25 protein-coding genes and 5 pseudogenes are annotated in these 25567 nt (G+C 67.9%); 10 read left to right on the top strand and 20 right to left on the bottom strand.

Annotated features, from left to right (window positions below; genetic code table 11):
* Positions 1 to 134: 134 nt before the first annotated feature.
* Complete coding sequence (locus tag EOT10_RS33610; RefSeq protein WP_127832162.1) at positions 135 to 419, top strand: DUF7336 domain-containing protein; 285 nt, start codon at positions 135 to 137, stop codon at positions 417 to 419.
* A gap of 162 nt (positions 420 to 581) precedes the next feature.
* On the opposite strand, the gene EOT10_RS33615 is transcribed toward EOT10_RS33610, so the two are convergent.
* On the bottom strand, positions 582 to 1133 hold the full coding sequence (locus EOT10_RS33615) for a type 1 glutamine amidotransferase domain-containing protein (RefSeq protein ID WP_127832163.1): 552 nt from the start codon (positions 1131 to 1133) through the stop codon (positions 582 to 584).
* Between the two features lie 292 nt (positions 1134 to 1425).
* Positions 1426 to 1674, bottom strand: a pseudogene (locus tag EOT10_RS42245) (hypothetical protein); the annotation flags it as partial.
* A gap of 581 nt (positions 1675 to 2255) precedes the next feature.
* Between EOT10_RS42245 and EOT10_RS33630 the strand changes: the two are divergent.
* The gene (locus EOT10_RS33630) at positions 2256 to 2663 is read left to right on the top strand and encodes an STAS domain-containing protein (protein ID WP_127832164.1); all 408 of its coding nucleotides are present in this window, start codon (positions 2256 to 2258) and stop codon (positions 2661 to 2663) included.
* Between the two features lie 377 nt (positions 2664 to 3040).
* Here EOT10_RS33630 and EOT10_RS33635 read toward each other — a convergent pair whose 3' ends face one another.
* Positions 3041 to 3709 carry an HAD family hydrolase gene (locus tag EOT10_RS33635; RefSeq protein WP_127832165.1) on the bottom strand — a complete coding sequence of 223 codons (669 nt, stop codon included), beginning with the start codon at positions 3707 to 3709 and terminating at the stop codon, positions 3041 to 3043.
* 554 nt (positions 3710 to 4263) lie between these two features.
* Here EOT10_RS33635 and EOT10_RS42250 point away from each other — a divergent pair.
* Positions 4264 to 4536: an ANTAR domain-containing protein gene (locus tag EOT10_RS42250; RefSeq protein WP_223281351.1), complete on the top strand. Its 273-nt coding sequence runs from the start codon at positions 4264 to 4266 to the stop codon at positions 4534 to 4536.
* A gap of 489 nt (positions 4537 to 5025) precedes the next feature.
* Here the strand turns inward: EOT10_RS42250 and EOT10_RS42255 are convergent.
* Together EOT10_RS42255 and EOT10_RS33650 are read right to left on the bottom strand one after the other, a co-directional pair.
* A pseudogene (locus EOT10_RS42255) lies at positions 5026 to 5199 on the bottom strand (ornithine decarboxylase); the annotation flags it as partial.
* A 108-nt stretch (positions 5200 to 5307) separates the two neighbouring features.
* Complete coding sequence (locus tag EOT10_RS33650; RefSeq protein WP_223281352.1) at positions 5308 to 5982, bottom strand: ANTAR domain-containing protein; 675 nt, start codon at positions 5980 to 5982, stop codon at positions 5308 to 5310.
* A gap of 192 nt (positions 5983 to 6174) precedes the next feature.
* Between EOT10_RS33650 and EOT10_RS33655 the strand changes: the two genes are divergently transcribed.
* A complete protein-coding gene (locus EOT10_RS33655) occupies positions 6175 to 6546 on the top strand; it encodes a helix-turn-helix transcriptional regulator (protein WP_127832167.1) in 372 nt (123 codons plus the stop codon).
* 100 nt (positions 6547 to 6646) lie between these two features.
* Here the strand turns inward: EOT10_RS33655 and EOT10_RS42260 are convergent, their stop codons facing one another.
* The 5 genes and pseudogenes from EOT10_RS42260 to EOT10_RS33680 form a co-directional block, all read right to left on the bottom strand.
* Positions 6647 to 6895: a hypothetical protein gene (locus tag EOT10_RS42260; RefSeq protein WP_127832168.1), complete on the bottom strand. Its 249-nt coding sequence runs from the start codon at positions 6893 to 6895 to the stop codon at positions 6647 to 6649.
* A 409-nt stretch (positions 6896 to 7304) separates the two neighbouring features.
* Positions 7305 to 7979: a UdgX family uracil-DNA binding protein gene (locus tag EOT10_RS33665; RefSeq protein WP_127832169.1), complete on the bottom strand. Its 675-nt coding sequence runs from the start codon at positions 7977 to 7979 to the stop codon at positions 7305 to 7307.
* Positions 7980 to 8004: 25 nt separating this feature from the next.
* Positions 8005 to 8751 (bottom strand): annotated as a pseudogene (gene ku, locus EOT10_RS33670) (non-homologous end joining protein Ku); the annotation flags it as partial.
* A 140-nt stretch (positions 8752 to 8891) separates the two neighbouring features.
* On the bottom strand, positions 8892 to 9218 hold the full coding sequence (locus EOT10_RS33675) for a plasmid stabilization protein (RefSeq protein WP_127832170.1): 327 nt from the start codon (positions 9216 to 9218) through the stop codon (positions 8892 to 8894).
* A 344-nt stretch (positions 9219 to 9562) separates the two neighbouring features.
* Positions 9563 to 11101: an MFS transporter gene (locus EOT10_RS33680; protein WP_127832171.1), complete on the bottom strand. Its 1539-nt coding sequence runs from the start codon at positions 11099 to 11101 to the stop codon at positions 9563 to 9565.
* Between the two features lie 491 nt (positions 11102 to 11592).
* Between EOT10_RS33680 and EOT10_RS33685 the strand changes: the two genes are divergently transcribed.
* Genes EOT10_RS33685 through EOT10_RS33705 form a run of 5 tightly spaced genes read left to right on the top strand, consistent with a single transcriptional unit; the run spans position 11593 to position 16205 of the window.
* Positions 11593 to 12009, top strand: a complete 417-nt coding sequence (locus EOT10_RS33685) for an SseB family protein (RefSeq protein ID WP_127832172.1) — start codon at positions 11593 to 11595, stop codon at positions 12007 to 12009.
* On the top strand, positions 11990 to 12493 hold the full coding sequence (gene grpE, locus EOT10_RS33690; protein ID WP_127832173.1) for a nucleotide exchange factor GrpE: 504 nt from the start codon (positions 11990 to 11992) through the stop codon (positions 12491 to 12493). The genes EOT10_RS33685 and grpE overlap by 20 nt, the downstream gene beginning before the upstream one ends.
* Positions 12494 to 12544: 51 nt before the next feature.
* Positions 12545 to 13114, top strand: coding sequence for a (2Fe-2S)-binding protein (locus EOT10_RS33695; RefSeq protein ID WP_127832174.1), 570 nt, complete (start codon positions 12545 to 12547; stop codon positions 13112 to 13114).
* Complete coding sequence (locus tag EOT10_RS33700; RefSeq protein ID WP_127832175.1) at positions 13111 to 14115, top strand: FAD binding domain-containing protein; 1005 nt, start codon at positions 13111 to 13113, stop codon at positions 14113 to 14115. Before EOT10_RS33695 ends, EOT10_RS33700 begins: the two co-directional genes overlap by 4 nt.
* A complete protein-coding gene (locus tag EOT10_RS33705) occupies positions 14112 to 16205 on the top strand; it encodes a xanthine dehydrogenase family protein molybdopterin-binding subunit (RefSeq protein ID WP_127832176.1) in 2094 nt (697 codons plus the stop codon). Before EOT10_RS33700 ends, EOT10_RS33705 begins: the two co-directional genes overlap by 4 nt.
* A gap of 63 nt (positions 16206 to 16268) precedes the next feature.
* On the opposite strand, the gene EOT10_RS33710 is transcribed toward EOT10_RS33705, so the two are convergent.
* From EOT10_RS33710 to EOT10_RS41475, 9 genes and pseudogenes are all read right to left on the bottom strand, one after another.
* Positions 16269 to 16805 (bottom strand): cysteine hydrolase family protein, encoded by a 537-nt coding sequence (locus EOT10_RS33710; RefSeq protein WP_127832177.1) that lies wholly within the window; start codon positions 16803 to 16805, stop codon positions 16269 to 16271.
* 48 nt (positions 16806 to 16853) lie between these two features.
* A pseudogene (locus EOT10_RS33715) lies at positions 16854 to 18666 on the bottom strand (complex I subunit 5 family protein).
* A complete protein-coding gene (locus tag EOT10_RS33720) occupies positions 18663 to 19010 on the bottom strand; it encodes a sodium:proton antiporter (RefSeq protein WP_127832178.1) in 348 nt (115 codons plus the stop codon). The pseudogene EOT10_RS33715 and the gene EOT10_RS33720 overlap by 4 nt, the downstream one beginning before the upstream one ends.
* Positions 19010 to 19780 carry an MnhB domain-containing protein gene (locus tag EOT10_RS33725; protein WP_127832179.1) on the bottom strand — a complete coding sequence of 257 codons (771 nt, stop codon included), beginning with the start codon at positions 19778 to 19780 and terminating at the stop codon, positions 19010 to 19012. Before EOT10_RS33725 ends, EOT10_RS33720 begins: the two co-directional genes overlap by 1 nt.
* Positions 19777 to 20046, bottom strand: a complete 270-nt coding sequence (locus EOT10_RS33730) for a Na(+)/H(+) antiporter subunit B (protein ID WP_127832180.1) — start codon at positions 20044 to 20046, stop codon at positions 19777 to 19779. The genes EOT10_RS33725 and EOT10_RS33730 overlap by 4 nt, the downstream gene beginning before the upstream one ends.
* Positions 20039 to 20506: an MrpF/PhaF family protein gene (locus EOT10_RS33735; protein ID WP_127832181.1), complete on the bottom strand. Its 468-nt coding sequence runs from the start codon at positions 20504 to 20506 to the stop codon at positions 20039 to 20041. Before EOT10_RS33735 ends, EOT10_RS33730 begins: the two co-directional genes overlap by 8 nt.
* Positions 20507 to 20836: 330 nt before the next feature.
* Positions 20837 to 21682, bottom strand: a complete 846-nt coding sequence (locus tag EOT10_RS33745) for an iron-containing redox enzyme family protein (protein ID WP_127832267.1) — start codon at positions 21680 to 21682, stop codon at positions 20837 to 20839.
* Between the two features lie 175 nt (positions 21683 to 21857).
* Positions 21858 to 22289: a CDGSH iron-sulfur domain-containing protein gene (locus tag EOT10_RS33750; RefSeq protein ID WP_431313353.1), complete on the bottom strand. Its 432-nt coding sequence runs from the start codon at positions 22287 to 22289 to the stop codon at positions 21858 to 21860.
* 423 nt (positions 22290 to 22712) lie between these two features.
* The gene (locus EOT10_RS41475) at positions 22713 to 22868 is read right to left on the bottom strand and encodes a DUF6131 family protein (protein WP_189492390.1); all 156 of its coding nucleotides are present in this window, start codon (positions 22866 to 22868) and stop codon (positions 22713 to 22715) included.
* An 817-nt stretch (positions 22869 to 23685) separates the two neighbouring features.
* Here EOT10_RS41475 and EOT10_RS33755 point away from each other — a divergent pair.
* Positions 23686 to 24529 (top strand): annotated as a pseudogene (locus EOT10_RS33755) (IS5 family transposase).
* Positions 24530 to 24558: 29 nt separating this feature from the next.
* Here EOT10_RS33755 and EOT10_RS33760 read toward each other — a convergent pair.
* Positions 24559 to 25494: an oxidoreductase gene (locus EOT10_RS33760; protein WP_127832268.1), complete on the bottom strand. Its 936-nt coding sequence runs from the start codon at positions 25492 to 25494 to the stop codon at positions 24559 to 24561.
* Positions 25495 to 25567 lie beyond the last annotated feature (73 nt).

The raw sequence follows: 25567 nt of genomic DNA on the forward strand, positions 1-25567 counted from the left end.
TCGATGTGTGGATGCAGCACCCCACGCTGCAAGGCCTCGGCGAAGTCGCGTGACGCCCGGCTTGTGATCGTGGGGTCCCAGGAGGTGAGAGGCGCGGAACGTCCACGAACTTGAGTGTTGATAGCTTCGCGCCCGTGATCGTGTATCCGCTGTGGCATGTCGGCCACCAGAACGAAGCCGGCGACGACGGCTCGACAGTGCACGTCGATGAGAGTGGCGTGTTCTGCGACGAGTCGGACGGCGACGACGTAAAGCTGCTCGGTATCTACTCAACCCTTGAACGGGTTGAAGAGCGCGTGCGTCAGGCCCGACTCCTACCGGGCTTCCGTGAGGAACCGGAGTGCTTCTACTTCGACGCCTGCGAGCTCGACGAGGGCGATTGGACCGAGGGCTTCGTTCGAGTTCCGCCGGGCGAGTAGGCCCGTGGGCGGAGTCTTGGCGGGATGCCGTTCCGTGGCCACGTAAGCCCCGGCTGCTCCTTCAGGAACCCCGCCGAGCCGGCAGATCACCACGAACCGGACGTCAAGCGACTACGCCGAAGCCCTGGCCTTCCACGCAGGCGATCGCCCGTCCGATTTTGGTCACGCAGGCTTTGCTGACGATTTCGCGAACTCCGCCAGAAGCGACTCGCAGAACGCCTCCAGGTCGTCCGGCTTGCGGCTCGTGATCAGTGTGTTGGGTCCGTCGTCGCAGATCCGCACCCGCTCGTCGACCCAGGTACCACCCGCATTACGGATGTCTGTGCGCAGACTCGGCCACGAGGTGAGTACCCGGTCGGTGACGACGTCCGCTTCGATGAGGGTCCATGGGGCGTGGCAGATAGCGGCTACCGGTCGGCCAAGGTCGAAGAAGTCGCGGACGAACGAGACGGCCTGGTCGTCCACCCGCAGCGCGTCGGGATTAGCCACCCCGCCGGGAAGCACGAGGCCGTCGAAGGACTCGGCCGTGACCTCGCCGATGATCTCATCCACGGGAAACGTGTCGGCCTTGTCGAGATGGTTGAAGGCCTGGATCCGCCCGGAATTCGTCGACACGAGGACAGGCTCATCGCCCGCGTCGACGACCGCCTGCCAGGGGCCGGTCAGTTCCACCTGCTCGACGCCCTCGGGCGCTGTCAGAAATGCAATGCGCATGGCTGCTCAAACTCCCTTGCTGCTCTGCTGATTGACGACGTACAGCCTTCGACGCCGGCTTCGGCGAGCTCGCCCTGCCCGTCGGCAGCGCAGCAACTCCTCGCCGTAAGGGAGGAGCACGCACGTGCCGATTGCGAGCGCTATACCCATGAGATAGCCGCGGGGCAGCGGCCGTCGGCGGGGCAGGAGCCGCCATGCGTCCGGGTCCGACCGGCCAGCGTCCAATAGGGACTTGACCTGGTCGCCGTGCAGGCACATCAACGAGGCGAGCGCGGCGAAGGGCAGTGACTCCTCGCCCTTCGTCGACGAGCGAAGTGGACGATGGCACGATGACCCGCCTGCGTTTGGCGATGCTGGTGAAGGCGAGTACACCGATAACGCCGACGATCATCATGATCACGCCGACGATCATCATGATCACGCCGACGATCATCTTGATCACGCCGACTGCATCGAGGTTGACGCTTCGCATATGCCAGTCGGTGCCGAAGGTGAGAATGGCGCCTGCGCCGATGAGAAGAATGCATCCGCCTAAGCCCATGGGATTCGCCTCCGGTGTCGGTGGGGATGGAGCAGGTCGCCCTCGGGTACCCGCAGCGTTCACCGCCATGCAGATCTGGGGTCCAGTGATGACCGGCCGGATATACACATGTGCCCCCGGGCCTGCGCCAGCACTCCAGCCGGACCCGCAAGCGTGTGACCGCGCCGCGTGGCAGGGCCCGGCTTCGCGCTTGTCGGTGGTGTTCCATGAGCCCCGACCGAGGTGATGGACTGATGTGGCTGTTGGACCGGCGAGGCCACATGCTGGCACCGGTTCGGTGGGTACATGCGTCTGTGTGTACTTCTTGGGCGCGGTGCCGTACGAGCTGTTCCCGATAGAATGGGCAGGTCCGGACCGCTTCGCAGCGGGCGGTGCATGTGGACCTCAGCCGGGAGCCGTTCCAGCAGAGCGGATGACAAGGAACCGTCGGTGACCGCGCGCGAGGCGCCAGGGACGGCGGTCAAGCGAAACTGGCCTTGGTACAGGCCTTGGTACAGGCGTTGGTGCAGGCCTTGATCGGGTCGGGCAGGCCGACGCCACCGCACGATTCTCGCCACGTGGAGACGTGAGGAGGGATGTCAATGCGCACGAACATCATCCGGCACGAGAACATGATGGTGAGCTACGACGAGGTCAACGGCTGGGCCGTCATCGAGGTCGACGGTGAGGTCGACGCCCACACCGCACCCATGATTCGCGAAGGCGTGATCAAGTTGCTCGATGAGGGACACCGCCACTTCGTCCTGGACCTGGGCTTTGTCACCTTCATGGATTCGATGGGGCTGGGCATGATCGTGGCGATCACCAAACGCGTCCGTGAACGTGAAGGCGCGCTGCGTTTCGCTTCCGTCCCGAGCCGGGTGCTGAGGCTCTTCGAGCTGAGTGGCCTGCGCGGGAGCTACGAGTTTCACGCCTCGACAGCGGAAGCGACGGGATCTGCTCCCTTGCCCGGTAGCCTCGCGCACTGGCCGAATGCCCCGGCCGACTGAAGAGAGGCGCCATTCTGGGCGGGGCATCGTGCCCGGTGCTCCGAAAGACGCATAGGGATTTCCGTCCCCGCCGATCATTGGCGACGGCACATGCTCCGCGTCGCTCCAGCCGAACGTGCACCGCTCGCCGTCTCCGCGGCCGCGCTCCGTTCGGTCGATCACCAGGGTGGCGGTGGGCAGTTCGTCCAACATGGTCAGAGCGCGCTTCAGCCGGCACGCCACCAGAACCGGCAGTCGGTCGAGGTTCCGGCGGGGCGTTGGAGCGGTACGTGGACGCGACTATTCCGGTCGCTGACGGTCTCCGCATCCGGCAGGGCGGCGCGTCGGGGCGGGGCCGATCGTCGCAGCGCGGAACCCGTGAGCAAACCAGCCCTCCGCTAACCGCTCACCTGGGCGAGGACGCTCGTGTCGAGCTGGCCGAGGAGGTCTGCGGGGCTGTCGTACACGGCAGCAGCCCCCGCCTCTTCGAGGTCCGTACGCGGGATGCCCCCGCAGAGTACGGCGATGGCGCGCACACCTGCCGCGGTGGCCGCCCTCATGTCCCAGACCGTGTCTCCTACGAACACCGCCTGGTCGGCATCCGTTTCTGCCAGTTCCAGTGCCCGGTGCACGGGATCGGGAGCAGGTTTTCCCTCGGCCACGTCGTCCGCGCCGGCCACACCCCAGATGACGTCGTCCGCGCCAATGGCGCGGCGGAGAGACTTCAGCTCCGGGTCCCCGGCTGAGGTGGCCAGAACGATGCGCCAGCCTCGGCCGGCAAGATTTCTGAGCAGGTCCTGGGCGCCTTGCAACTGTGGCAGCCGATCGTTGTAGGTGCCGTACAACGCGGTGTGCGCGGCACTGATCTGTGCGTCCTGTTCCTTGTCACGGTTCTTACCGAGGAGGTGGGTGAGGATGTCGTCGGAGCCGAGCCCGATCGCGCGGTGGACGTCGTGCATCGGGACGTCGTGCCCGGCCTGTCGGAACGCTTCCCACCACGTCACGACGTGCAGATGATTGGTGTCGACGAGTGTGCCGTCGACGTCGAACAGAGCGGCGCGTGCCACGAGCCCCACCTGCCTTTCGATGTGTCATGGTCGTGACCGCATTTGCTTCTGAGGATGGCGCATTACCAGGCAGAGGACATCTTGCCGGCGTCGCTGACGACGGTGGCGGCACTCAGCTGGGTGCGGCTGGTTCCGCGGGCTTCCCCCCTCGGAGGGAGAAGTCCTCGGCGTTTCCTTGACAGGGGGCGCGAGGCCGTCGACGGACTGACTTTAATGAGAGCTCTCGGCCTATTCGGAGTGACGCCCCTCCAGTGTTAGGCCACGCAGCCCGTTGGGGAAACCTTCAGTATCTCGCGGGCTGCGCTCTCAGGCTGCAACCAGTGACACGAGTGCTCATCAGGACAAGAAAGACAGGTGGGTCCCCTGAGGCGGTCGTGGGCCCCCTACTCAAAGGCAGGCGGCAGGCTATACGCCGCTCGGCGGATTGCCAGGTCACCGGGGGGCGCTGAAAGTAGTGGCACCATTCGTCGCCGATTGTCCTGGAGGCAGCATTGAGTCCCCGTCCTCACGAGCAGCGGAGCGATGAGCCTGCGGAGAAAGTCCCTGAGGGGCCGGTGCTGAAGCGGGAGGGCGGAGTAGGCCAGCCCCAGCCCGGAGCCTTCGACGCCGTAGTCGATCAAGCGGCAGGTGTGATCATCGCCGTTGGACGGATGTCCTCGGCCGAAGCCTGGGACGTCCTGCGTGAGACGTCGATGCGCACGGACATCAAGCTCCGTCATGTTGCTGAGCTGCTCGTCGAATGGGGCCGCTCGGGCGTGTTGTGCGCCGACATCCGTACAGAGCTGGCTCGCCAGTTCGCCCAGCGAAGGCAGGCGCCCGAGATCTGACGAAGTGCACGTGCTGCGCCAACGCATGAGGATTGGGTATTCGGAGAGGTGGTCAGACGTCGGCAGGAAGCGAACGGCGTTACGTGTCCTGGCGGTTGGGTACCCGGCCGCCATGGACTGTTTGGGGCAACTCGAACACGGCCGATCCGGCAATACGTGATGATGAGGCGCCCGAGAACGGTCGTTGTGACGGGTGCGAGCGGAAGTGTGGGCCGTACGGCCTTGGCTGCTGCCGCCCACGGGGACAAGGTTGCCCTCTCGGCCCGGGGAGCGTCGGACTGGACTGGACTGGACTGGACTGGCTGCGCCAGCGGATGAGGTGCGGGATGCAGGCGGCAAGGCCCTCGTCGTCATCTTCGAATGGGGCCGATGCCAAGGCCGTTGAGTGTGCTGCTCGACAAGTGGTGGACGTGTTTGACCCAACCGACGTTCGGGTCAACAACGCGTTCGCCGGAGTCTTCGCCCCTGTCGCCGAGGTCACGCCCGACGAGTAGCGAGGATGTCCCCTTGAAAGACTGCGTCGCCAAGGACCTCAAGCACCGCAGGATCGGCTCCTCGAGCCTGCTTGTGGCCCGGGGGCGTGAACCCGATTCGGCCCTGGTTGCGGTGCTCCGTCAGGGCCTCGAGCACGGGAGCGCGTGACTGATCCTTTTCGGAGTGCATGGCACACGGGCTCCCGAGTCGGCGGAAGATCGATGGGGCTGTTGAATGTCGTGCACCTACCCGCCCGGGCGCGTGGAGGTGTGTGACCGTGGCGGGACGGGCCGGCGCTTACGTTTTCTGCAGTTCTGTGATGCTCGCGGCGACTTGGTGCCGGATCGGCACCGGGAGCGGTTCACCCGTGACAGATCGGACGAGGTCGTCGGCCACCTTGTGGAGTTTGGTGTTCGTGTTCTGGGACACCGAGACCAGGACGGACCACGCGTCCTCGGGTTCCAGCCCGAAGGTAGCCATCAGGACGCCCCGGGCGAGGTCGATGACGGGCCGGGTCTTCATGGCCCTCCGGAGTTGGGCGAGTTCGATCCGGTCGACCTCGCCTGACGAGGGCGCCTCGTGGCCGTGGTTTTCGCGGTCCTCATTCGGGCCCTGTCCTGGCCCGGCCCGCTTATCCAAGGTGGCGAAAAGAGACAGAGTGCCAGTGCCTGTGAGTATGCGGTGCACCTCAGGACTGCAAGCTTGGAGAAATATGCTCTTGCCTTCGTTCAGGGCGCGGCGCTGCTCACTCAGCAGAACGTTGAGGCCGGAACAATCGCAGAAGTTGACCTTACTGAGATCGAGATCGATTCCGTCGCTCGACTGGAGCAGGGCCCGGCGCAAACCGTTCTGCAACGCCTGCTGGCTGACGATGTCGGCGGCCCCGGACACCGTCACGAGCATGCGCTCCGGCGCAGGCTCCATCGTGATGGTGAGCGGTGGCTCGTGGTCGGTGGACGGGTGTGCAGACACGTGTGGCTGGACACCTTGCACCGCTGTGTTCTTCGTCGATAGACCTGCGCGTCCTGGCATAGCAGCCACTCCATCGCGGTTCGTGCGTCTTCCCCTCCTCAAGACTCTGCCCGCGGCACCGCACACGTCAATAGATACACGAAATTCGATTCGCCTTTTTAAATACGTGAATCAAACACTACCCTTGGCTGTATGCGTGGAGTACCGGAATCACACACCGGCTGGACGTTCCTCACCAGCCACGCTCGCGTGCTGGCCGCGATCGCCGAGAACCCCACTACCCGTATCCGGGATATGGCGGTCAGATGTCAGCTCACCGAGCGTGCGGTCCAGAAGATCGTCGCGGATTTGGAGCGGGACGGCTATCTCACGCACACCCGCAGGGGGCGCTCCAACACATATCGCGTCGAGGACGGGACCGTCCTCCGTCACCCTGCCGAGTGCGGGTTGAGCGTGGCTGATCTTCTGGCTCTCCTCGTCGAGCACGATACGGCGCACCAGGACACGCCGCATGCCGTGCAGGCGACCGCACGATGGCAGAGACCTGAAGCCGCACCGAAGTAGCGCAGGGTGAGACCCAGGGATCGACCTGCCTCCCGGACAGGATTCGCACCCCTGGGTTCGCGTGGTCACACCTGCCGGACCTGCCCCGTCGTGCCGAGAATCAACCGGAGGGTTCGTCCGGCACAGGGTGCTCGGGATTCGGGCTCCCGGAGTGAGGCGCGCCCCGTCGGCCTGTGCCCGCCTCATCCGTGTCGGGGATCTCCGGGTCGGGCTCGGGCTGCTCCTCGTCGGCGGGCCGTGTCCACTCGTCGGCGGCCTCCCACGGGTCCGGGCCGGTGCCGGCCTGCTGATCCGGCGGGTCCCTAGGTGTGGGCTCCGAGTTCGTTGCTTTCGGCTTGTCCTCACTCACAGTGCTCTCGCTTCTTCGGTGGGCTTGTGTGCGTGTTCGACACGCGGGTACCCCTCGCGCAGAGACGATGCGGGGCGTGTGCGCCTCCGGGCGGGGACGATCCGCGGGGGTCCTGGTCCGGGCCCGCAGGTTCCGTCCGGGTCTCCGCCAATCCAGTTCAAGGCGGAAGAGTGGAAGTCGCGACAGCAGTGCGGCATGAGGGTGGTCGGCAGCAGGGGTTGTTGGGTATTCGCGGGCACGAGTACGGACATACAGCCGGCACGTGAGAGCTCAACTACCGGGGACAGGGTGAGGGCTGAGCGCGAGACACGGCGGGAAGTGCCGGGACCACGTCGGTGAGGCGGCGGACGCGCTGGCCCCGGACCAAGAAGTGCAGGAAGACGGCGAGCAAAGAAGTACGTGACGTGACCTATGGGAGGGCGGCGACCGCCACGCCGAGGTCGGAAAGCAGTCCCGCGTACGCGCTCTTCCGATCGTCGGCTCTGAGAACCGCTGACGGATGGATGGTACAGACGAGGCTTCGACTTCCCTGATCGCCGCCTGGCTCGCGACCCGAGGTGCCGTTCTCGTCGATGCTGTGCCCGAGTTCGTCCCACGCGGGGGCGGACAGCAGGATGCCTCGCTGCTCGCCCACCCGGAAGGAGCTGCCCAGCAGCGCCTTCCCAGCGGTGGCACCCAGCGCTACGACGACGTCGGGATCGACCGACTTCAGCTCGGCGACGAGCCACGGCCGACAAGCTGTCATCTCGTGAAGGTCGGGCGCTTTGTGTATGCGCCGTTTGCTCGGACCTTCTCGGCTGAATTTGAAATGCTTCACCGCGTTCGTGAGATAGGTGCTTCCCTCTTCGATACCGAGCTCGCCCAGGGCTTTGCGCAGCAGATGCCCCGCCGGTCCGACGAAAGGGCGTCCTTGCAGGTCCTCCTGGTCACCCGGCTTTTCTCCGCTCAGCATGATGCGAGCGGATCTGGTTCCGGCGCCGAACACTGTCTGTGTGGCGTTCTCGTACAGGTGGGGCCGCTTTGATGTCGGTCGGCGGGCTTTCGGAGGCTCCCTCCGCCCGCTTCCCGTCGTGACTCTTCGCAGTTTTGGCCCGTTCCACGCTCGCGCGCAGGGCTTCCATCAGGTCGACGACGTTGGTGGACTCCGCCGGCGGCTCTGTCTTGTCGATGGTCTTGCCGGTCCGTTTCGCTTCGACGAGCTTGGCAACCTCGTCTCGATAGGTGTCGTGGAATTCTTCCGGTTTCCACTCCATGCTCAACGCGTCGATGAGCTGTTCGGCCATCCGCAATTCGCGCTGGTCCACTTTGATCTCGTCCGGGATGGTTTCGATCTTGCGTGGATCCCGGATCTCATCCGCCCAGTGCAGAGTGTGAAGTGTGAGCATGCCCGCTTCGGCCTTCACGGCGACGAGGTACTCGCGGTTACGCATGACGAACGTGGCGATCGCGGCCCTTTTCTGACGGTCCATCGCCTGCGTCAGCAGCGCGTAGGTCTTGGCGTAGTCCTTGCCCTTGGGGCCGAGGTAGTACGTCTTGTCGAAGAAGATCGGCTCGACGTCGTCCAGGTCGACGAAACCGACGACCTCGAGGACTTTCGAGCGTCCTGGGGCTATGTCTTCGAGTTCGTCCGGTTCGACGAGCACGTACTCGTCCCCGACGTCGTAACCCTTGACGATCGCATCGAGCGGCACTTCCTTGCCGGTGCGTTCATTCACCCGCTGATTGCGCACCCGGTCCGAGGTGCCGCGCTCCAGCTGGTGAAAGTGGATGGTGTGGCTGTCTGTCGCTGTGAACAGCTGCACCGGCAGGGACACCAGCCCGAAGGTCAGGGCGCCGCCCCACACTGCACGTGCCATGCGTTCGCCACCTCCTCGCACCCAGTCACGTCGTGCGCGCGCAGGGGGGCAGGCGCCTTTGGGTCCCTGCGGGCTCCGGACGTCCGATCATGGGGCCGGGCGTCGTCACCCGCTGGTCGTACCTGACTGGGTGGTTCCCTTTAGCGGCCGAGGGCCTTGCGCAGCTCCTGCTTGTTCATCGAGGAGCGTCCGTCGATGTGGCGCTTCTTGGCCTCTTCGTAGAGCTGGTCCTTGGTGGGGCCCTGTGAGCCGCTGTGTGAGCGTTCGCCACCCCGCTGGGAGGCGGACTTCTTGTCTTGGGTGGAGGTCTTGCTGGCGGTCTTGGACTCGCCCGAGCGCGCTCGCTCCTTGTTGACGGTGCGTGCGGCGATCTCTTTGGCCCGTGAGGCCGAAGCGCCGCGCTTCTGAGCGCCTTCCTTGATGTGCTCGTACTGTCGTTCCCGCTTGGAACTGGATCCTGCCGGCATGGCCTTCTGCCTTTCTGACATGTGTGGTCGCGCGTGTGCGCACATCGAATAGGTGGGTGCAGAGCGTTCGTGCGTGCACGCTCTGCCGGGTAGCCCTTCTGAACCCGGTCTCCTCCACTTCAGGACCAAAACCCAGGATCCGCGACACCAGCGGGCCAAAGGATTGAGTACCCGGACGCCAGGTGACAAACGTGTCTGGATGGGCGGTCGCGTGCATGGATACGACAGTGGCCATGTTCGTTCGGCCCGTGGCGCGGTGGTCTGCCGTGCGGGATGGCTCACCTCCCGCACCGTTCTCCCCCAGCGTTCATGGAAGCCGCGTGGGAACGGTCAGAAGCGGCCACTCAGTCGTGGGCGCTACCAGACTCGTGCATCGAAGCGAGAGCCGTCGCGACGTCCCGGGGGTAGGTGCGCAGTGCCACCAGCAGCAGCAGCCCCGCGACCGTCAGAGGCGCCAGACACACCAGGAACGTTGCTTCGAGACCCCCGTTCGGCCCGTGTCCGCTGAACACCTGGGAGGCGAAGAAGCCGAACAGCAGGGGTGCGCTCGCCTCGGCGCCGACGCGTACGAGGGTGCGCGCCGCCTCCGACCTGCCCCACAGACCTGGCGGCACGACATCGAGGCGGGCGGCATCGAGCGGGGGATTTGGAGCCGCCAGCAACCCGCTTCCTACGGTCAGGAAGGGAAGGGCGATCAGCGGGGAGGACGCCAGGAATCCGGGTGCGATGACGGGCCCAACGACCAGCAGCGCCACCGCGGGAACGAGGACTCGACCGTGGGCATGGCCGTGGCGCAGTGCAATGTCCGGCAGGCGGGCCCCCGCCATGAGTCCTGCCAGGATGCCGACGCCCACCACGAGGACGAGTGCGCTGGCGGTTGACTTGCTCATCCCGTAGCGGTGGGTGGCGTAGAGCAGTCCGAAGGACCGGACACCCGTGAAGAAGAAGTAGCCAAGTGCGGACGCGGTGATCATCAGGACGACGGTGCGGGTGCCCAGCACATAACGGTAGGCCCGCCAGGCCGGCATGTGCCGCGGATCCTCGCGCAACACGCGGTCGGGCAGAGGGTCGCTCTCGGCGATGTCCACCACCTGCCGCGCCATGGGGTGCTCGGCCTCCGGGGAGGGATCCTCGGAATCCTCTTTCTCACGGGTCTCCACGCGGGATACAGAAGTCTCCCTCCGGACCGAAGGCAATTGGTCGCTACCGCCACGGGCCGGTTCTGGCAGCCGGTTCAGCAGCCAGGCCAGGAGCATGCCGGGGAGGACCAGCCAGGCGAAGGAGGCACGCCAGGAGAGGAACTGGGACAGATTTGCCGACACCACGTAGCCGAGCCCTGTTCCGAACAGTTCCCCCGCGAGGATGTAGCCGTACAGGTGGGCCCGTTCCGGCCCGGGGAAGAAGTCGCCCACCAGGGAAGCGACGGTCGGTCCGGCCGTGGCGGTGACGATCCCGAGGACGACACGGGCGGCGAGCATGAACCCGTACGTCGTGGCGGTCGCCGCGGCGACCATCGCCACGCCCCAGAGGATCACGCTGATGCTGAGCAGCCGCGTCCGGGTGACCCGGTCGGTGAGCACGCCTGTGGGCAGCGTAGCGACGGCGCTTGCCAGGGCCGTGGCGGAGATCAGCAGACCGATCTGGGTGGGTCCGATGCTGAAGGCGTGTTCCAAACTGTCGGCGTTCACGGCGACGGTCGCCTTGTCGGCGCCGTCCAGGGCGATCACGAAGGAGAGCAGCAGAACCACCCGGAGCCGCGCGCGCCCGCCGACCGCCCGCTCCGCGCGATCGGTCAGGACGGCTGCGGTGCGGGCGACGGGACGCCTCGCCGCGTCGAGCGGCCCACGTCCCGCAACGCGGTGGCTCCTGTCCAGCGTGCTCACCTCCCAGGAGTGGCCGACGCAGACCTATGGCCGGGCCGTGTCAGGGATAGATGCCCTGCTCGGCGGCTGAGACCTCGAAGACGCCGCGTACGGGTCTATCCGCGCGCGGCGGCGCGGCCACGACCGCGGGCCGGTACTTTTACCGCCTGGGTGCCCCTCCGCGCCCGTGTCGCACCCCAGACCGCGCGTACCGATCCGAATCTGCTCGCAACCTCGCGCCCCGCGTCCCTCGGTCGCACCCCTACGGCAGCTGGCAACCTCCAGTGACGTCGGCAGGTTCGATGCCGCTGGCCCTGGCAGAGTCAATTGAGACGGGCAACTGTGCTTCCAATGGGCGACTGCCAGGGGACCGTGACGGCCCGTACCGGCCGCCGTCACCGCCGTACTGAGATGCCGCATACCCGGATCCCTCCCGGGTACCGGATAGCCGACGGCAGACCCCAGCGATCCCACGCCGAGCGGTCCAGCCGGAGCCACGATGGGACAAATCGATGTGCGCCGACAGCATTCCCAAGGAACTGTTCGCGGCCGCCGCCCAGGAAGCCCTACGCGACCTCCATCAAGCACCAGCCGACCAGACCGCCCTGGACACGCTGGCCGCCTGCGACATTCTCGTTCCTGAACCTGACGAGATCGACGATCACAAGTACCCGGAAGACGGCCGACTGATCCTCCCCGTGATCGGCGACCCACCTCACCTGCGTGCTGTTCCTGTCTTCACGTCAGCGGAGCGAATGGGCCAGGCGTTCCCCGAAATTTGCGTAGGTCGCCAGGTACACCTCGGACTGCTGGCAGCCAACTGGCCCGCCGACGAAGACCTGGCACTCCTCATAGACCCTGGCCACCACGATGGCCTGATCCTCACCAGTCAAGGCGTACGAGCGCTGCTTGCTCCGCCACAAACATGATCCCGCGCTGCGGCGCCTTCTTGAGGAGCGCACGGCCGAACTTCAGCGCGTGAAGGCGGAGTACGACAACTACCGCAAGCAGGTGCGGCGGGATCGCATGGCCGTGCGGGAGATCGCGGTCGCCAACGTTCTTCGGGCGCTGCTTCCCGTGCTGGATGCCGTGGACCGTACGGGGGAGCGGGAGCCGGTCACGCCGGGTCTGAAGGACATCACCGACGCCCTGCGCACCCAGCTCGGCGCGCTGGGCCTTGAGTCGTTCGGTGAGCAGGGCGACGCGTTCGACCCCACGTTCCACGACGCCGTGGCGCATCATGTCTCCTCGTACGCAGACCGGTTGACCTGCGCGCGGATCTTCAGCGTCGGGTACCGGGTCGGTGACCTCCTGCTGCGTCCGGCCCAGGTGGAGGTCGTCGGACCGCTTCGAAGCAAACGTGATCCCCGCCTCGCGCGCCGGCCCAGCCCAGCCCTGCCGCCACCTGCGTGAGTCGGTGCCAGGCGCTGTGTGAGCGGAGGTACGGCAGGGAACTCTCGGGCGGTGAATACAGAAATCACCGTGCACGTCGACGGGGCACCACGTCGGCTCACCATCGACACCCGCACGACGCTCCTGGACGCCTTACGCGAACGGCTGGGCCTGACGAGCCCCAAGAAGGGGTGCGACCACGGGCAGTGCGGCGCGTGCACGGTGCTCTCCGGCGGGCGGCGAGTGCTGAGCTGCCTGATCCTTGCTGTCACCCAGGACGGCGCCAAGGTCGTCACCGCCGAAGGGCTGGCCGCTGAGGTGGCAACCGCCGGCGGAGAGCGCGAGGACGGCGACCTGCATCCTGTGCAGCAGGCCTTCATCGACTGCGACGCGCTCCAGTGCGGATACTGCACCCCGGGGCAGGTCGTCTCCGCAGTCGGCATGCTGGACGAGTTCGCGCGGGGCTGGCCGAGCGCCGCCACCCCCGGTACGGGGGCGCCGCGACTCGACTGCGCCGAAGTTGCTGAACGGATGAGCGGCAACCTGTGCCGCTGCGCGGCCTACGCCAACATCGTGCCAGCCGTTCTGCAGGCCGCGGCAGCGTCCACCGGGCCGGCGTCCGGTGCGGAGGTGGCACGGTGAAACCGTTCGACTACCTGAGCCCCACCGACGCGGCAGCCGCGGTGCGCACTGTTGCCGGGGACCCGACCGCGGTGTTCCTCGGCGGCGGTACGAACCTGGTGGACCACCTCAAGCTGGGCGTCGTCGAACCCGACCTGGTCGTCGGCGTCACCGATCTGCTGTCGGCCGATATCGAGGAGCTCGGTGCCGGCGCCCTCAGGATCGGCGCGGGTGCCAAGAACAGCGAACTCGCCGCGGACCCGCGGGTGCGCGAGTGGTTCCCCATGCTGTCCGATGCGCTGTTGTCGGGTGCGTCGGGGCAACTGCGCAACATGGCCACCACGGGCGGAAACCCGCTCCAACGAACGCGCTGCGTCTACTTCCAGGACATCACGACGCCCTGCAACAAGAGGGAGCCAGGCTCGGGCTGCTCGGCCGTCGGGGGCTGGACACGCAACCACGCGATCCTCGGCGCGTCCGAGCACTGCATCGCGGTGCACCCGTCCGACATGTCCGTGGCGTTGGCCGCGCTCGACGCGGTGGTGCGGGTGCTCGGTCCCGACGGTGAGCGCACGATCCCCTTCGCCGACCTGCACCGGCTGCCCGCCGACAGCCCTGAGCGCGACACGGTCCTTGAGCACGGCGAGCTGATCACCGCGATCGACCTGCCTGCGCGGCCCATCGCCCGCCGATCGGCATACCGCAAGGTGCGCGACCGTGCCTCGTACGCGTTCGCTCTGGTCAGCGTTGCTGCGGCCCTCGAAGTCGAAGACGGCGTGATCGTGGACGCGCGTATCGCGTTCGGTGGCGTGGCGCATGCGCCATGGCGGGCGCACCGGGCCGAGGAGGCGCTGCGGGGGTCCCCGGCGTCCGTGCGGAGCTACCGCGCCGCCGCAGACGTCGAACTCGCCGACGCGCGCCCGGCCGAGGGGCTGGACGGCGGCAACGCGTTCAAGATCCCCCTGCTGCGCCGCACCCTCACCGCCACCCTGCGTGACCTGGCCCGAGAGGACGCCCGATGACCTTCTTGAACGAACTGGATGCCATCGGCCGCGGCCTGCCCCGCCGGGACGGGCCCGCCAAGGTCCTGGGCACGGCTGTGTACGCCTACGAGACCCCGCTGGAAAACGCCGCCTACGTCTGTCCCGTCCAGGCCACGATCGCCCGGGGGACGGTCTCTCAGCTGGACACCACCGCAGCCGAAGCTCTCGACGGAGTGGTCGCGGTGCTCACCCCCGCCACTGCGGAGCGATTGGCCTCCACCGAGGACAGGGAACTTGCGACGCTGCAGGACCGGAAGATCGCCTTCCGTGGACAGGTCATCGCAGCGGTCGTCGCCGACAGTTCGGAGGTGGCGCGGCACGCCGCCGCTCTGATCCGTGTGACCTACGCGCAGGCTGCGCACGACTGCGAACTGCGGGCCGACCGTGATGATCTGTACGCGCCCGAGCGGGTCAACCCGGACTTTCCGACCGACACCACCGAGGGCGACGTCGACGCCGCCATGGCGGCCGCGGAGGTGACCGTCGAGCAGACGTACTCCACCGCGATGTATCACAACAATCCGATGGAGCCGCATGCCACGGCGGCACTCTGGGATCCGGCGGGGGACGGCTCCCTCACCCTGTGGGACTCTACACAGGGCGTCCACCCGACCCGGGCCACCCTGGCCGCCGTGTTCGGCCTCGACGAGGCACAGGTCAGGGTCGTCTGCCCGTACGTGGGAGGCGGCTTCGGCTCCAAAGGGCAGCCCCACGTCAACGTGGTGCTCGCCGCGCTGGCCGCACGCGCGGTCCCTGGCCGGCCCATGCGTCTGGCTCTGACCCGCCAGCAGATGTTCGCCCTCGCCGGCTACCGCACCCCGACGATTCAGCGATGCCGCCTCGGTGCCGACCACGACGGCACTCTCACCGCCCTCGAGATCAACGTCGTCGAACAGACATCAAAGGTCAAGGAGTTCGCCGAGCAGACGGGCGTTCCCGCCCGGATGATGTACGCCTCGCCGAACCGGCGGACCACACACCGGCTTGCCGCCCTCGACGTCCCGCCGCCCTCCTGGATGCGCGCCCCCGGCGAGTGCCCCGGCATGTTCGGACCCGAGGTGGCGATGGATGAGCTGGCCGAACGCCTGGGCATGGACCCGGTCGAGCTCCGGATCCGCAACGAGCCCGACGTCGAACCCGGCTCGGGCAAGCCCTTCTCCAGCCGGAACCTGGTCGGGTGCCTGCGCGAGGGCTCCGCACGGTTCGGCTGGTCGGAGCGCGACCCGCGCCCGGGCGTACGCCGCCGGGGTGCCTGGCTGGTCGGTACGGGCGTCGCGGCGTCCACCTACCCGGTGAGCAGGATGCCCGACTCGACGGCGACGATCCGACGGGAAGGCGACCGCTACGTCACCGAGATCGGCGCAGCCGACCTCGGCACCGGCACGTGGACCACACTGGCGCAGATCGCGGCAGACGCGCTCGGCGTACCAGTCTCGCGCGTAGATGTGCGGATCGGAGACACCGACTACCCGATGGCGTCGGTGGCCGGGGGTTCGTCGGGCATGACGACGTGGGGTTCGGCTGTTGTCGAGGCCGCTCGCGCCTTCCGCTCCAGGTACCGTACCGAGCCGCCGGACGGGGCCGAGGCGTCCGGCGTGGTGCAGCCGCCCGACGACCGCTACGCGATGCACGCCTTCGGCGCGCAGTTCGCCGAGGCACACGTCCATACGGACACGGGGGAGGTGCGGGTGCCGCGCCTGCTCGGCGTGTTCGCCGCGGGCCGGATCATCAACCCGCGCACGGCCCGTTCGCAGTTCATCGGTGGCATGACGATGGGCCTGTCCATGGCACTGCACGAGATCAGTGTGCTCGACCCCCGCACCGGTCATGTCGTGAATCACGACTTCGCCGACTACCACATCACAGCTAACGCGGATGTCGACGAGATCGAGGCGCAATGGCTCCCCGAGCACGACCCGCACGTCAACGCCATGGGATCGAAGGGCATCGGGGAGATCGGCATTGTCGGCACGGCCGCAGCGGTGTCCAATGCCGTGTGGCACGCGTGCGGTGTTCGTGTACGGGACCTACCGATCACGCTGGACAAGGTGCTGCACGCGCTGGAGTGATGGTCCGTTCGGTGCACGCCGGCCCGCCACGCAGGCCGCCAGCGGCCGAATCGCGCCGTGATGTCAGAAGTGGATATCGGCAGTGCTCGGGATGTTCGCCGCCATGTTGCGCTCCATCATCCGCAGCGCTGCATCCGCGAGGTCTTCATGGATGTGGGCGACCGCGTCGCGTGGCACGGTCACGTCCAGATGGCGGATGTGGGCATCGAGCGCCGAGTAGAGGACACACTGCTCGGTGACCTGGCCGCACAGCACGACATGCCCTATCCCCTGCTGTCTCAGCAGGTAGCTGAGCGGGGTCTCGAAGAAGATCGAGTGGCGTGCTTTGACGACGAAGAGGGACTCCTGGTCAGGGCTGAGAGGGCGCACCAGATCGGCGTGCGGTCCAGCGAGAGCCGTCTCGAGGATCTCGCCGTGGTGCGATCTCCACTGCCCGAAGTTGTCGTTGGCGTAGATCACGGGGACGTCGTGCCGGCGCGCGCCCTCCAGCAGGTTCACGATGGCGGGTACCGCAGCCTGTGCGGCGGGGAGCAGAAGGTGCGCGTCGTCGTGGTCGTACGTGTTGATCATGTCGATGACGACGACTGCTGTCTTTCCCATGCCGACTTCTTCCTTTCCGCGGACCGGGCGGTGCGAGAGGGCCCACCTTCACCAGAGGAGCACGGTCAGCAGGGCCATGCCTGCCAAGGTGAACGCGACGTAGTCGCCCAGGTGGCCCGACTGGAGGCGGTGGAGGGGCGCTGCCCAGCGGGACGGTTCGTCGGTCGCGGGCCGGCGCGTCGCCGTCCAGGCGAGGGCGACGGCGAGGGCCGCGGAGACAAGGCCGAGGGTGACGCCGATGCCCGTCCAGTGGGGTGCGGGTGTGACTGGAGGAGGGGCCGCTTCCGTCGTGCCCAGCACGGCTGCCGTGTAACCGGCATGGTCGGTGAACACGTCGGCTGCCCTGCCGACCGCCGGCCACAGCCACGGGACCACCCCTACGGCCAGAGCGCCCGCCATGAGCGCCACAGGTACGGCGAGCATCGTGTCCGGGATGCGCCTCAGCGGGCCACGTGTCTCCGGTTCCTCGTCCGTGCCGGGCGTGGTCTCCGGGTCAGTCGAGGGGCGGGGGCCCCAGCCACGGAAGATACGTGCAGACGCACGCAGGACCGCGCCTCCCGTGAGCGCCGAGGCGGCCACGAAGGCGACGGTCGGCCACCACCCCGCGGCTTCCTCGGACACTGCCTTGCCCAGGCCCGTGCCGAAGGGCGGCAGCCCGGCGAGCGCGAGGCCACCTGCCGCGAACAGCACGCCGATCAGGGGGAGTTGGTGTCCCCGTCCATACAGTTCGTGTTCGTCGACACTGCTGAAACGGTCCAGGAGGATGCCCGCGCAGGCGAAGAGGGCGGCCTTCACTCCCGCGTGGGCGAGGACGTAGAGGATGGTGCCGCCGAGGCCCTGCGGGCTGAGGACCGAGACGCCGATGAGGAACAGGCCCGTGTGCGAGACGCTGGAGAAGGCGAGCAGCCGCTTCAGGTGGCGCTGCTGCCCAGCACATCACGGCACCTACGAGGGCGGTGAGTACGCCGATGGCCAGCAGGGCGCGGTGCACGGCGGATCCCGGGATGCCGCCGGGACCGGCGAACACGGTCCAGTACACGCGTGCCGCGCCGTAGACGCCGAGCTCGACCATCACTCCGGACAGCAGGATGCACACGGGCGTCGGGGCGACGGCATGGGCGTCGGGGAGCCAGAAGTGGAAGGGTACGGCCGCCGCTTTGACGAGGAGCCCGGTGAGCACCAGGACGAAGGCGGCCAGAACCAGGGCGTCCGGGCGCCCGTCGTGCGGGTGCGTGTCGAGTCGGCCGCCGATCTGCGCGAGGCCGAGCTCGCCGGTGCGTGCGTACAGCAGGCCGACGCCGAGCAGAGTGGTGTAGCCGCCCAGCGAATTGACGATGCCGAAGGTCAACGCCCCCTGGACCGCCCGGGCTTCCTCGACCCGGTAGCCGGTAAGGGCGTAGGCGACCACACCCATGAGTTCGAAGAAGACGAACGCGTTGAAGAGATCGCCGGTAAGGGCGAAGCCGCACATGCCGGCCTGGAACAGCAGGATGAGGGCGGGGAACGCGCCCGCGTGCCGGTGCGGTGGTTCGTCGAAGTACCGCCAGGAATAGGCGAGCGCGGCGAGCACGAGGACGGAGGTGAGAGCGGCGAGCCCGACGCCGACCCGGTCGCCCACGAGCACGATCCCGACGCTCACTCCGTCACGGGGACGCCATCCGCCCATCCACTCGACGGCACGCGAGTCCGCCGACGGCAAACGCACCAGGAGAGCGACAGCCCACGCGGCCGCGCCCGCGCAGAAGACAAAACCCATCACCTCGGCGGCGAACCTGGGCAACCGCCGGCCCGCCGCGACCAGCAGCGCCGCGCCCAACAGAGGGGTGGCCACGACCAGAGGCAGGAGCGGCGCGGCTGTCACCCTCGCAGCTCCCTCAGTTCGTCCGGATCGACGGTCCCGTGCCGCTTCGCGGTCTGGATGACGAGCGCGAGCAGCAGCGCGGTGACCGTGGCGCCCACGACGACATCGGTGAGGGCGAGCGCCTGGACGACCGGGTCCACCACGGGGCGGGAGCCGGGGGCGATGTCTGAGAAAACGGGAGCGGTGCCGCCCCGGCGGTACCCCACGGCGAGCAGCAGCACGTACGTCGAACTCTGGCACACGGACAGGCAACCGACCGCGTGGATCAGATTGCGGCTCGTGGCCAGTCCGTAGCAGCCGGCGAGGAAGATCCATCCGGCAGCGAGATACGGCAGCACGCTCATCACCGCCTCCCCTCCTCGTCGTGTCGCCGCGGCCCGCCCGCTCCGCCGCCCTCGATCTCCAGGGCCTGATCGAGGAAGCGGGCGAGCAGGACGACGATCGCGCCGGCCACCTCCACCCCGATCGCGGCGTTGAGGAGCGGGACGGTGCCGCCGGAGGAAAGGGTGTTGAGCGTTCCGTACGGCAGGAAGTTGGCGAGGAACGCCGAGCCGGCGAGGAGTCCGGCCGTCCCCAGCAGGACGTAGGCGGCCTCGCCTGCAGCGTCCGCGACCGCGTAGGCGGCGGCAGGTCTGATGTGCTCCAGGGCCTTGTAGTCGACGGCGATGTAGAGGAGGTGCAGCGCGGTCGCCGCGATGACGCCGCCCTGGAAGCCGCCGCCTGGGCTGAGCTGGCCGTGCGCGATGACGTAGAGGCCGATGAGCAGGGTGACCGGCAGTGTGATCAGCGCGTAGCGGCGTACGGGAGGGTCGACGTGGACCGGCTCGGGCGGTTCGCTGTGCTCGTCGCGGGTCTCGCGGAGCAGGACGACGGTGCCGAGGACGGCGGCGAACAGGATGGACTCCTCGCCGAGGGTGTCGAAGGCGCGCTGGTCGAAGTTGACTGAGGAGATGGCGTTCGCGGTGTGCCGGGCGAGGGCGCTGCGGACCGCGCGGTCGCCGTACGGATGCGAGGTGCCGCCGAAGCCGGGAAGGTCGAAGACAGCAAAGGCGAGGAGGACAGCCACGCCGATGCCCCCGACCGCGAGTAGCCACAGCCGCGCCTTCTTGCTCACCGCGGCTCCCTCGCCCGTCCGTCGTGCCTGCCACGGCCGCGCACCTTGCGGACCGCGAGCAGAAGCATCAGCGGCGTCAGGGCGGACCCGACCGCGAGCTGGGAGAGGGCCACGTCCGGAGACTGCAGAACGGTGAACACGACGGCGAGCGCGAGCCCGAGCAGAGCCAGTACGAGGGCCTGACGGGCCGGGTTGCGGGTGAAGACGGCGGCGGTAGCGGCGGCCACCACAAGCGTCAGCGCCAGGACGATCAGCAGGTCAGCCATCGTGTGTCTCCCGTTGCAGGTGCGCCCCGCCCGCCATCGCCCGACCCGAGACGGTGTTGCCCGCCATCAGCAGTGCACCGATCACCAGCAGCTTTGCGAGGGAGCGGCCTGGACCCGTCACCACACAGAGCGGTAGGACGAGCGGCGGCGCCGCTACTGAGAGCGTCGTCATCGCGCGTGCGACACGGGCCGTGGGCGGGACGGCCGCCAACTCGTCGGCGAGCAGCCGAGCGTAGACGAGCGTCCCGGCCGGTCCCAGGACCGAAAGGACCAGGCCGAGGTCGATGTACGCGGGGCGGGCGTAGCCCTGGGCCAGCAGCAGCATCACCAGGCACACGAGGAGCGTCGCGAGGTTCTGCGCGACGACTCGACGCCGGACCGGACCGGTGGCCGCGCCCCAGAGGGCCGGTCCCACGCCGAGTACCAGCAGCGTGGCGGCCGCTACGAGCCAGCCGTTCACCGCGTCCGGCCCGGAGCACGGCGGAGCAGCAGCAGCGGCAGCAGGACGACGCGCGACGTCACGCGGATCAGCCCCGCCCCGTCGCGGCGACGCGCGCCGCGCGGGCGGCGAAAGCGGCGACCAGGGCGGCGCACGATCCGACCACCCACTCCAGCAAGTCGACACTGGAGATCAGCACGAGTCAGAGAACCGTCAACACCACCCACCAGACCACCAGTTCGGCGGTGACACGCAGGGGCGTAGAGCCCGCGACCGAACGAGCCATGAGCCCACCTCCCGCCAACCCGGGTGCCCGGCCGTCAGGTTCTTATGCCGTTGTCTGACATCTCGTCAACCTCGCCGGTGCGGTTCCAGTGGTGCGCGCAGCGCGCTACGGCCGTCGTACCAAGCATTCAAGAGGTGTCTGCCGAGGAGTTCTTCGAGGAAGACGGTGGCCTGCACACCGAGGGAGACGGAGGGGGCGAGTTCTGGTTCGTCCGACAGGAGCCCGTCGACGACCTCGTGGCGCACCACTTGCTCGTGGACGGCGTCGGCTTCCACGTGCTCGTCGTAGAAGCGCGCCGCGGCCGGTCCGGCACCGGCGCGGCGCAGGGCCGTGGCCAATCGGCGCGAGCCGGGGGAGGACGTCACCTCGACGGCGGCGAAATGGCCCACCAGCGCTCCGCGCAAGCTGCGGTGCAGGCCGAACAGCGACATGACATTGACGGTGGCCAGCGCCACTGGGGGCGCGAGATCCACGTAGCGGCCGTAGCGGTTGTCCAGTCCGAGATCGGTCATGAGGTCGGCGAAGAGCTGGGCGTGGATGTCCTCGGCCCGCCCAGCTCCGAACTCGTCGAACTCGATGGCCACCATGCCCGCCTTGGCACGTCCCCGCAGACGCGGGATGACCCAGGCATGCGGATCGGCTTCCTTGAGGTGGTAGAGCGATCGCAGGGCAGCGTACTCACGGAGCTGTTCCAGCGTGCCGTCCCTCTGCAGGAAGTGGCTCACGCTCGACGCGTCGTGGCCGACGGGCTCCAGCAGCAGTGGCGCGAGCGCGGCGTCCGCGTCGACCCGCGGGGGTACGTCCGCCCGCAGCGCGGCCAGGAAGCGCTCCTCGAGACGCGCGCGCAGGGCCAGGAGGCCGACGTCCCATTCGAGCTCGTCACGCACCCCGGCGAATCCCTGGTAGTGCATCTCGTAGAGGACGTACAGGGAGAGCTGGAGGTCGTCCCCGTACGGGTCGACGCTGGTCAAGGGTGCGCGCGGGCTCGATACGGAAGCCGCCCCGCGAAGGGCGTCGACCACGTGCCGCGAGATGTCGCCGCGCGGAGTGGGAAGAACGTGTCCGCGGGGGCTGGTCTCGCAGGTCTCAGGATCCACAGTCGGGCTCGCTCCCTCGGTCCTGCGGCCCGGCCGGACGTGTGACGGCGGCTGATGCCTCTGTCGAAGCAGGGGCGTCTGCCGCCGTGATCCGAGGCTTCGGGCGAGCCCGGTGGCTCGTGTCGCACCACGGGTAGGTGCGGCTGCGGCGGCAGGTGCAGATCGCCACGGTGAAGCGGCGGGAGACGGACACTGTGCCGTCGTCGGCGACCACTTCGACTGGGCCCTCCATCAGTAGAGGTCCGTCCGGATCGACGGTGACCCGGCGCGGTCGCTCAGATGCGTGCGGCATGGATGACCACCGGTCCTTCCCTGTCCTCCTCGCCCGAGAGCGCCCAACGGCGGAGCCAGGACGCACGAGAGCGGAGAACCGTCCGAAGGAGGTGCCACGTTGATGACGAGGTCGTACGTTCCCGTACATCGCGATCGTCAGGTCCCCGTGCCGTACGGTGCCGTGCTCCTGGGCCTGAGGCGCGTTGAGGCGAGTGGTCAGCACGGCGGCCCGTGAGCGGGCTCCCGATGCAGCGCCCAGGTGAGTATCCCGGTGTCGTACAGCGGTGCGTACACGCCATGCGGCCTCAGCCACCGGGCCTGGGGAACGGACTCAAGCGTCGGTGCCCGAGCCCGTGCTGGTGCCGGGGGAGTCATCGGCTGCCTTCCTCTATGGAGCGCGGAAAAACGAGTGCGTGTGTCTGCGCCTGGTGCCGCACACCCCGAGCACGGGCTGCACTTGCGGGGCAATGCGTAACCGAACTCGCCTCGCGCTCCACACCCCGCCAGTACTCCCCTTCGACCTGAGGTCAGGAACGGGGCGCGACATTGCCGAGGATGGAATGGCGTGATGTCACCAATAGTGCCGACGGCCGCCCACGGCATGACCAACCGCGCCGAGAAGCCAGAGGACGCAGCCGATGACCAGTAGGACGACTCCGATCGTCCATAGGATGCCGATCCCCGTGACAAGCCCGATGACGAGCAGGATGATCCCCAAGATGATCATGTTGGCCTCCAGAGTAGTGAATTTCGTGTACCCCTCCCGGATGTCGCCACACGCCCAGGAACGAGGCGTTCCTCGTCCCTATTTCGTCGGGTCTGACACCCAGCTCAGGTAGTCAGGGATGGGTCAACCCGCGCAGGATGCCGCCCGCGGGCGGGACGGCCGCCACCGTTGCCAGGCACTGGCGCTGTGCAGTGAGGCGGATCCTCCAGGGGGCCCGATGTCTCCACACGGGGCCGCTGACTCCCGTGTGCCCCGGCATATCGGCGTGACTCGTCGGGGGCAGCCATCCAGATCGGCTCCAGTGGGCCGTCGCACGCTATATATCTCGCATGACGACTGGGGATCTGCGTCAGCCATCCCACTGGCGTGGGCATTGGCCTGTCCGCCGCATTTCACCCCTGTGGTCCGGTGTCCTTCCCTCGCCTCGCTCGAGTACATCCTGTGCCTCGACCGTCGCGTCCAGTTCGCGTCGTTCATCGGCGGCACGGACGCGGTCCTTCGCGGTGGCCTCGGTGCACCGGTGTCGGAGGTCCTCCTGACCGACATGATGTCTGTCTCGTGACGACCGCCGACCTGTTTGCGTCGTCCAGAACTTCTGCGCGGTGACCGACACCACGCCGACGCCGATGGTCCAGGAGGGCACCGCAACCTTGGCGCGGCGCAATGCTGGTGGCGGGTGGTCAGGTCGTGGCCGAGCGACGGGCCTCGTTGCCTTAGAGGCCGCGCGGATAGGCGCGGTGGTGGTACCCGGCAGCAAGACAGGCACAGGTCCTGGCGATCTTGGCGTTGCGACGCTCTGTGATCACCGGGGAGACCTGTGCCTGCGCTGCCCTCATGGCTGGCCGAACCGCTCTGGGGCCAATTCGCGGCCCTGCTGCCCGAGCGGCCGGAGTACCACCCGGACCATCCACTTGGCTGCCACCGCCGACGCATCAGCGACCGAATCGTCGTCGACAAGATGCTGCAGCTCCTGCGCTTCGGCTGCTCCTACCCGGCGATCGCCGACACGACCTGCTCGGCCACCACGATCCGCAACCGCCGCGACGAGTGGATCGTCCTCGGCGTCTTCGCGCGGCTCAAGCAGATCGCGCTGGAGTCCTACGACCGGATCGTCGTCCTGGTCCTGGACCAGATCGCCGTCGACGGCTCGATCACCAAGGCCCCCGGAGGCGGCGAGGTGGCCGGGCGTTCCCCGGTCGACCGCGGTAAACGGGGTCTGAAACGCTCGGGCATGACGGACGGTTATGTCATTCCGCTGGCCGCGTCCTGGCCTGGGCCAACCGACGCGACTCCCCGCGCTGCTCGCGCCGACCCTGGACCGCCTGGACGACCTCGGACCGTTGCCCGATGACATCACCGTCCACCTGGACGCCGGCTACGACTCCGACAAGACTCGCGCCCCGCTCAACGAGCGTGGCCTGCAGGGCCGGATGGCGCACAAGGCGATAAGGCGCCCATCCAGGCAAGCCAGAGGTGGCACGTGGAGCGCACCCACGCCTGGCAGTACGCCTTCCATCGCCTCGTCCACTGCTACGAACGCCGCGTCACCATCATCGACACCTTCTTCGATCTCGCCGACACGATCATCACCGTGCGGAGCCTGATCCGGCAGGCGTGGACAACCCACCCGCTGGGCCGAACGCCCGCACCGCCGGCCATGACCCTCACACCCGTCCGCGCGACCTGTTCGTCAGAAAGCGGCCGGAAACAGGAACCGCACGTCGGTGAGTTGTTCCGACAGTTCCCACAAACGGCGGCCGGTCTGGGGATCGGCTGCCGCGGTGGACAACTGCACCTGCGTCGGGCCGCCGCGCAGCTCGGCGAAGCCGTCCGGCCCGATGAACTCACCGCCCTTCACGTCCGGGGCGGTGGCCGCGTACAGCTGGGGCAGTGCACCCTGCTCCGGGGGCTGGGCGAGCGGGGCGAGGATGTGGCCGAACAGCATCTTCACCATGCCGACCGGCGCGCTTGTTTGGAGATTGGTGGAGGTGTAGCCGGGGTGGGCGAGCACGCTGCGCACCGAGCTGTCGGCCGCGGTCAGCCTCCGGTGGAGTTCCCGTCCGAAGACGGCGTTGGCGAACTTCGACTGGTTGTAGAACCCCATGGGTGAGTACTTGCGCTCGCCGGAAAGGTCGTCGAAGTAGAGGTGCCCCTGCCGGTGGTTGGTCGAACTCACCGTGACCACGCGGGGGTCGGTGCCGTTGGTCAGCAGGTCGAGCAGTAGACCAGTGAGCGCGAAGTGGCCAAGGTGGTTGCAGGCGAACTGCAACTCGTGGCCCTGGGCGCTCAGTGAGCGGGGCGGCGCCATCACGCCGGCGTTGTTGACGAGCACGTCCAGCCGCGGATGATCGGCGCGCGTCTGATCGGCGAACGCTCGGACCGAATCGAGATCGGCCAGGTCGAGGCGGCGCACCTCAAGGTCGGCGCCAGGCTGCTCGGCGGTGATCTCTGCGGCGGCCCGGTGGCCTTTTGCCTCGTCGCGTACCGCGAGGATCACGTGCCCGCCTTTGCGGGCGAGTGCCCGGGTGGTCGCCAGGCCGAGCCCGCTGTTGGCTCCGGTGACGACAAACACCCGCTTGGCCTGGTCCGGGATCCGATCGGCGGTCCAGCGCTGGTTCTTCCTCATGCGGCACACGTTGCCGTGCGTGACACTTAGTGTCAAGGGGCCACCGAGTGCCATGGATGGCATGGGGGTAGGA

This window comes from Streptomyces antnestii (genome assembly GCF_004005495.1).
In the GTDB taxonomy this organism is placed as follows: Bacteria; Actinomycetota; Actinomycetes; order Streptomycetales; family Streptomycetaceae; genus Streptomyces; species Streptomyces antnestii.